Annotated in this window: 7 protein-coding genes; all 7 read right to left on the bottom strand. The window is 46.5% G+C overall.

Annotation, left to right across the window (positions count from 1 at the left end; genetic code table 11):
• Positions 1–350: 350 nt before the first annotated feature.
• On the bottom strand, positions 351–860 hold the full coding sequence (locus Q0546_RS01215; protein WP_298789807.1) for a flavodoxin family protein: 510 nt from the start codon (positions 858–860) through the stop codon (positions 351–353).
• Positions 857–2,080 carry a radical SAM protein gene (locus Q0546_RS01210; protein ID WP_298789805.1) on the bottom strand — a complete coding sequence of 408 codons (1,224 nt, stop codon included), beginning with the start codon at positions 2,078–2,080 and terminating at the stop codon, positions 857–859. Before Q0546_RS01210 ends, Q0546_RS01215 begins: the two co-directional genes overlap by 4 nt.
• A complete protein-coding gene (locus Q0546_RS01205; protein ID WP_298789803.1) occupies positions 2,081–2,860 on the bottom strand; it encodes an energy transducer TonB in 780 nt (259 codons plus the stop codon). It abuts the gene before it with no gap.
• Positions 2,860–3,681 carry an ABC transporter substrate-binding protein gene (locus Q0546_RS01200; RefSeq protein WP_298789801.1) on the bottom strand — a complete coding sequence of 274 codons (822 nt, stop codon included), beginning with the start codon at positions 3,679–3,681 and terminating at the stop codon, positions 2,860–2,862. The genes Q0546_RS01205 and Q0546_RS01200 overlap by 1 nt, the downstream gene beginning before the upstream one ends.
• Before the next feature lie 30 nt (positions 3,682–3,711).
• Positions 3,712–4,479 carry an ABC transporter ATP-binding protein gene (locus Q0546_RS01195; RefSeq protein WP_298789799.1) on the bottom strand — a complete coding sequence of 256 codons (768 nt, stop codon included), beginning with the start codon at positions 4,477–4,479 and terminating at the stop codon, positions 3,712–3,714.
• A gap of 1 nt (position 4,480) precedes the next feature.
• Positions 4,481–5,461 (bottom strand): iron ABC transporter permease, encoded by a 981-nt coding sequence (locus Q0546_RS01190; protein WP_298789797.1) that lies wholly within the window; start codon positions 5,459–5,461, stop codon positions 4,481–4,483.
• Positions 5,451–5,885: TonB-dependent receptor (locus Q0546_RS01185; protein WP_298789795.1), on the bottom strand; the 435-nt coding region annotated here is incomplete at its 5' end. The genes Q0546_RS01185 and Q0546_RS01190, both read right to left, overlap by 11 nt.

The raw sequence follows: 5,885 nt of genomic DNA, 5'->3' as shown, positions 1-5,885 counted from the left end.
GCAGCTACGAGCAAAGCGAAGTAGAGCGTCGCCCCTTCCTCTCCCAAGCCCTCTCTAACCCCACTGCACGTTTAAGGTGGCGACACTGCTTTGCTCGCGCAAAGCGTCGCAGATTTATAATTAATTTTTAAGATACGCGGCACGATAGCACCAAATTTAACTAATTTAAATTTTGCATTTTCAAGACTCGAGTTTCGGTGTGTAAAATTTATCAAAAATTTAATCTCGATAGATTTAAAGAAAAACTAAAAATCAAACGTAAATTTGCGAATTTAAAAGATAAAGCACTCTAAATTTAACGCATAAATTCACGCCGCCAGAGCAAATTTGACCGCCAAGCGGCGGCAAATTTATATCCCTTTAAACGCTGCTTTTGCGTTTTCTAGATCGTTTGCGTCTGGGTGAGTTGCAGCCCTAGCCCATCTGGCTTCGCGCTCAGGAGTTACGGCGTAGCGCGGGTCGTTGGGTGCTGCTTCGCCCATTTTGCGTAGTTGCTCGATGACTTTCGGATCGATCGCGCCCTGGCAGTAAAACTCGCGTAAAATTTCATTTTCGCCCTCGCGTAGCACGACTTTTGCCTTTTCTAGGCAGTTCATCGCGTGCTCGTGCTCGGGATCCATGCCCAGCGTCATAAACAGGCCGACTTTTTTGCCCTTTACTTCGCGCAAAAAGCGTTTAAATTTAGGCTCGGCATCGCCCTTATCGACGTAAAATCCAAGCGCGATAAAGTCGTAGCCGTCCAAATTTAGGTGCAGATTCTCGCTAAATTTGACCGCTTCGCAGCCAAGCTCGTTTGCGATGGCAAGACCGACTTTCTCGGTATTTCCGGTCGCGCTCGTGTAGATAACTATTTTTTTCATTCAAAGTCCTTTTGTGAGATATTTGCTACTTCGGTGCCGATCGACATACCCCAAAATACACCGTCGGTTGTGTAGTTTAAAAAGCCGTTTTCTATGTGCATATAGCCTTTGCTTTCGCATTTTTTGAAAAACTCCATTAGCGCGTCAAACGTCTCGCCCTCAACCAGGCTTTTTACCTGCGCGAGGTCGATTTTTGGGTACATAAAGAGGCTTTTTAGTCGCGCTTCGGCACGCTGCTTGTCGTCTACTTTGTTTATCATGCGCATTTTTTCTTTTGCGTTGTAGATGTCGTAGTAGCCTAGCCTTCCGCCAGAGCCTCTGCCTAGCGGCAGGATATCGGCGCCCTCGTGGCTTAGGCGGATATACTGATAGCGGTCGCGGCCGATGCGGTTAAATTTAGTATGCTCTAGCACCTCGTAGTTGCCGGTGCTTAGTAGCTTTTCAAAGAAAGCGTTGTGCAGCTTATGCTCGTAGTTCACGTCGTAGTAGTCCTGCGAGACCGTCTTTGCGAGCTGCGATTTTTCAAAAAGCTGAAGCGAATAAAAGCTCGTGCTGTCGATGTTTAGCTCATCAACTAGGCGCGCGTCTTCTAGCACCTCGTCTATCGTTTGCTCGGGGTAGTTAAATATAATATCCGTGCAACCCATGCCGCTAAAATTTTGCCTGATCATTTTTAGGTGCTCTATCGCGCCTTTTTTATCGTGGACGCGGTTTAGCAGCTTGCGGCCTTTGTCCGAAAATGTCTGCACGCCGATACTAAAGCGGTTTACGCCTAGGCTTTCTAGCAGGCGCACTTTGCTTAAATTTAGATTATGCAGCGTGGTTTCTAGACTAAATTCGCAGTCGTCCGAGATATTAAAATTTGAGCGCAAAGCCGTGATAACTGGCTCAAGGTGCTTTTCTTTTAGTATCGTAGGAGTTCCGCCGCCAAAATAGACGCTGCGGATATCTTTAGCTTGCAGATACGGAAATTTACCGTATTTTTCGATCTCACCCAGCAGATACTGCGTGTAGCTATCTAGCTCGTCTTCCAGCTTCGTGCGGTTCATCGAGCAAAACGAGCAGATATTATCGCAAAATGGCACATGAATGTATATCACGCCGTCCTTTTGCGCGGGTAGCTCCTCGGTTAAAAATTTCTCGACCTCGGCGTTAGTCGCCATTTTTATTTTTTTGGGACGCGTCGGCCCGGCGTGCCCTTTTTGCCTGGTTTCAAACATCTATTCCTCCGTTTTGAACTCGTAAGGTTTGGTAATTATACAGTGCGATATATTTTTTAACGCTTTAATTTCTAACTCCTTTGTTATTTTTACGGCTTCGTCGTTAAAAATTTTATTTTTCCCGCGAACGGCTATTATCTTTATCTCTCCGTCAAATTTAAAATCAACCTCGACCTTAAATGTCCCGCTTAGCCGCAGCATGAGCGCTTTTTTGGGATATTTGGCCTCGGGCTCGCGCGCCACGGTAAAGCCCACGCCCTCTTTGCACGCGTTTTGATCTTTTGCTTCGCCGCTATCTTGCGCGGCAGGCTGCTTTGCGGGGGCTAAATTTGAGCTAGGCAGCGAGCTTTGCTCGGCGGGTAAAATTTGACTCGGTGCTGGTACTGGTTCAAATTTAGACTCCTCTTTTACCGTTTGCGCCTGCTTTGGCGAAATTTGCTTTTTTATTTTTGGCTTTGGGGGTTGCTTTTTCTCCTCCTTTGGCTTTTTGGGTTCCGGCTCTACCGGCTTTGGTTCTAAAATTTCGGGCTTGAGCTCGGGCTCGGGCTCAAATTTGATCGGTTTGGGCTGTGTTTCTTGCAGCCATTCCATAGGTTTTTCTAGCGGCTCCGCGCTTTGAGGCGGCATATACTCTCTAGTCTCTTTGCTGGGCTCTTCTTGCCTCAAATTTAGCTTTATCTTGATCGTTTCTTGCGGTTTTGCGCTCTCTATCTGGCGCGAGTTTAACGGCAAAAAAAGCAGAGCCAAATTTAAAACGAGCGAGACTAGAAAATAGCGCATTATTTGCTTAGCATCTCGTAAAATTTATCTACGGCTTCGCCTATGCGAGGCGTTCCTCTAAGCAGCATCGAGGATGGCACGGTGAGTACTTTGCCGTTTTTTGCGGCGGTCGTTTTTTTAAGTACCGGATTTTGTTTTAGGAAATTTTCGCCATCTCCGCCCATACCGCCGATAACGACGATAAAGTCTGGATTTTGCGATAAGATAAACTCTGTCGAGACGATCGGAGTCGAGCCCTCTACGCTATCGGCGATGTTTTTTAGTCCGAGTTTGTTAAAGATATCGCCCGGCAGCGTCTTTGAGCTAAAGCCCGTAAGCGGCGTCGAGGAAAATACCGCTAGTATCTTTTTGCCCTTTACTTCGCTGGTTGCAAAAGAGTCGATTTTGGATTTTATCTCGTTTACGACTTCGCTTGCTTTTTGCTCTTTGCCTGTTACTTTGCCGATTTCTTCGATATTTTTGTAGATATCGCCGACGCTATCGGCTTTTAGCGTGAGGGTTTTTAGCTTAAATTTAGCAAGGCTCTCGTTTACGTTTGCCGAGTGAAAGCTGGTGATAACAAGATCGGGCTTTAGTTCGACGATTTGCTCGATATTTGGCTTCGTGTACGTGCCTACGCTTTTTAGCTTTACGGTTTGATCCTCGGGCCAAATTTTAGAAAACTGAAGCGTAGCGATGGCGGCTAACTGATCCTGCGCGCCTAGCATATAGACTATCTCGACGACTGATGGGTCTAGTACGACTAGTTTTTTGGGCGCGTTTGCGGTTAAATTCGCCAAAAGACAACTGGCTGCAAGCAAAAGTGCGGCTATTTTTTTCATAGAAAATCCTTTCAAATTTGATTTGTAAATTTATCGCTTTACGGGCACGACAAACGGCATGCCGTCGTGCTCTAAAATTTCGCAGTTTAGCCCGTAAATTTCATGTAAAATTTCTTTCGTATAAAGCTGCTTTGCCGTGCCTGCGTAGCGTATCTCGCCGTCTTTTAGCATCACGAGCTCGTCGCAAAACGTAGCGGCTAAATTTAGATCATGCAGCACGGCTACGGAGAGTAAATTTAGCTCTCTAGTCAAATCCTCGCAGATCTTTAGCATCTGAACCCCGTAGTTTAGATCTAGCGCGCTCGTAGGCTCGTCAAGAAGCAAAATCTTTGGCTCACTAACTAGCGCTCTAGCTAGCAGTACGCGCTGAAATTCTCCGCCGCTTAAGGAGTGGGCGCTGCGTTTGGCAAATCGCTCTACGTCAAGCAGGCGCATGATCTCGTAGGTTTTGGCTACGTCGTTTGCGTCGTATCCGCTTAACTGGCTTTTTAGATGGCAAAAGCGCCCCGTTAGCACGATATCTTCAACCGTTAAGGGCATACTTAAAACCGTTTTTTGCGGTACGAAGCCTAAAATTTTAGCCAGCTCTTTTAGCGAATAATCCTCCAGCTTTTTGTTTTCTAGCGTGATCACGCCGCTATTTGGCGATAAAATTTTTAGGATATTTTTTAAAAGAGTAGATTTGCCGCAGCCGTTTGGGCCCAAAATCCCTACGAAACGACCGTTTTTGAGGCTTAAATTTACGTTTTTTAGTATCTCTTTTTTGCCGTAGCTAAAGCATAGTTTTTCTACTTTCACTTTATATGCTCCTGCTTGAACGGATAGCTAAAAATAGAAAAAACGGAGCGCCGAAAAACGCCGTAACCACGCCTATAGGCACCTCGGTCGGGCTTAGGACGCTTTTGCCTATCGTGTCGCAGGCTAGCAGGAAAAACCCGCCCGCAAAGGCGCTAATGGGTATCAAAACGATGTTGCTCGAGGTCTTTAGTATCATGCGCAAGGTATGCGGGATGATGAGCCCCACAAAGCCTATCATGCCCGTAAACGCGACCGAAAACGCCACGGCTAAGGATGAAACGATAAGTAGGCGTTTTTTCATCTTTTCTACGTCCACGCCTAGGCTTTGAGCCTCCTCGTCGCCGCTTAGGATGACGTTTAACTCAAAGCGTTTGAAGTAAAAATACGCCATAGATAGCACGAGAGGAACGCAGATGTAGGCGATCTTTTCCCAGTTTGCCGAGCCCACGTAGCCCATCATCCACGCTACTATCTTAAAGCTATCCTCGCCGATGAGGTAGGTCGCAAAGCTCGTAAACGCGCCCAAAAACGACGAAAACGCGATACCGATGATAAGAAGCGTGGCGATGGATTTGCCTTTTTTGGAGAGTTTAAAGATCAGCACGGAGAGTATCGCCGCGCTAAAAAAGGCAAACACTCCGTAGTAAAAATCGGGCAGCTTTAAAAGATAAGCCGCCACGGCGCCAAAGGTCGCGGCGGAGGCGATGCCGATGATGTAGGGGTCGGCTAGCGGGTTTAAAAATACGCTTTGCACGACGACGCCCGAGCTTGCTAAAAGCATACCGATCAAAAAGGCCATGATGACGCGCGGCAAGCGAATTTCTAGCAAGATCGTTTCTTTTATCTCGTCTATCTCGCCGCCACTTGCAAATTTGATGATATCTTGCCACGAGATATCGGCCCCGCCAAGACTAAGCGAAAATATAAAAAGCAGCGCCGTAAGCGCCGCCAAAACCGCCGTAACTCCGTTTTTAGTAGGCATACTTAAACTCTACGTAGTAGTTTCTCTCGTCGGCAGGCTCGTATATGTCCTCTAGCTCGCTTTGATAGGAGTTGTATTTTTTGTTGAATAAATTTTTAACCCCCGCCGAGACCGAAAATCCGCCTTTAAATTTATACTTCACTCCAAGATCCACTAGCGTTCTAGAGACGGTTTGCGTCTCGTAGCCCGAGATATCGGTCACGCCCGAGTAGATAGCTCTTTTTAGCTTTGATAGGTATTTGACGTCAAGGAGTAAATTTAGATCCTTGATCGGCTCGTAGTCGATGCTAGCGACAAATTTGCTCTTTTGTACGGTCGGCACCTCCATGCCTTTGTTGCTACCTTTTTTAAATTCGGCTTTTACGTAGGAGAAGGTCTGGCTGGTTTTTAGATTGTCTAAAATTTGCTGCTCGGCGTAGAGCTC

This window comes from uncultured Campylobacter sp., assembly GCF_937997465.1.
GTDB lineage: Bacteria > Campylobacterota > Campylobacteria > Campylobacterales > Campylobacteraceae > Campylobacter_A.
The sequence above is the reverse complement of the archived record's forward strand: the minus strand, read 5'-3'. Positions and strand labels throughout refer to the sequence as shown.

Coding starts and splice junctions, on each gene's coding strand:
- Q0546_RS01215 (WP_298789807.1), bottom strand. CDS start 860: ATGAAAAAAATAGTTATCTACACGAGCGCGACCGGAAATACCGAGAAA.
- Q0546_RS01210 (WP_298789805.1), bottom strand. CDS start 2,080: ATGTTTGAAACCAGGCAAAAAGGGCACGCCGGGCCGACGCGTCCCAAA.
- Q0546_RS01205 (WP_298789803.1), bottom strand. CDS start 2,860: ATGCGCTATTTTCTAGTCTCGCTCGTTTTAAATTTGGCTCTGCTTTTT.
- Q0546_RS01200 (WP_298789801.1), bottom strand. CDS start 3,681: ATGAAAAAAATAGCCGCACTTTTGCTTGCAGCCAGTTGTCTTTTGGCG.
- Q0546_RS01190 (WP_298789797.1), bottom strand. CDS start 5,461: ATGCCTACTAAAAACGGAGTTACGGCGGTTTTGGCGGCGCTTACGGCG.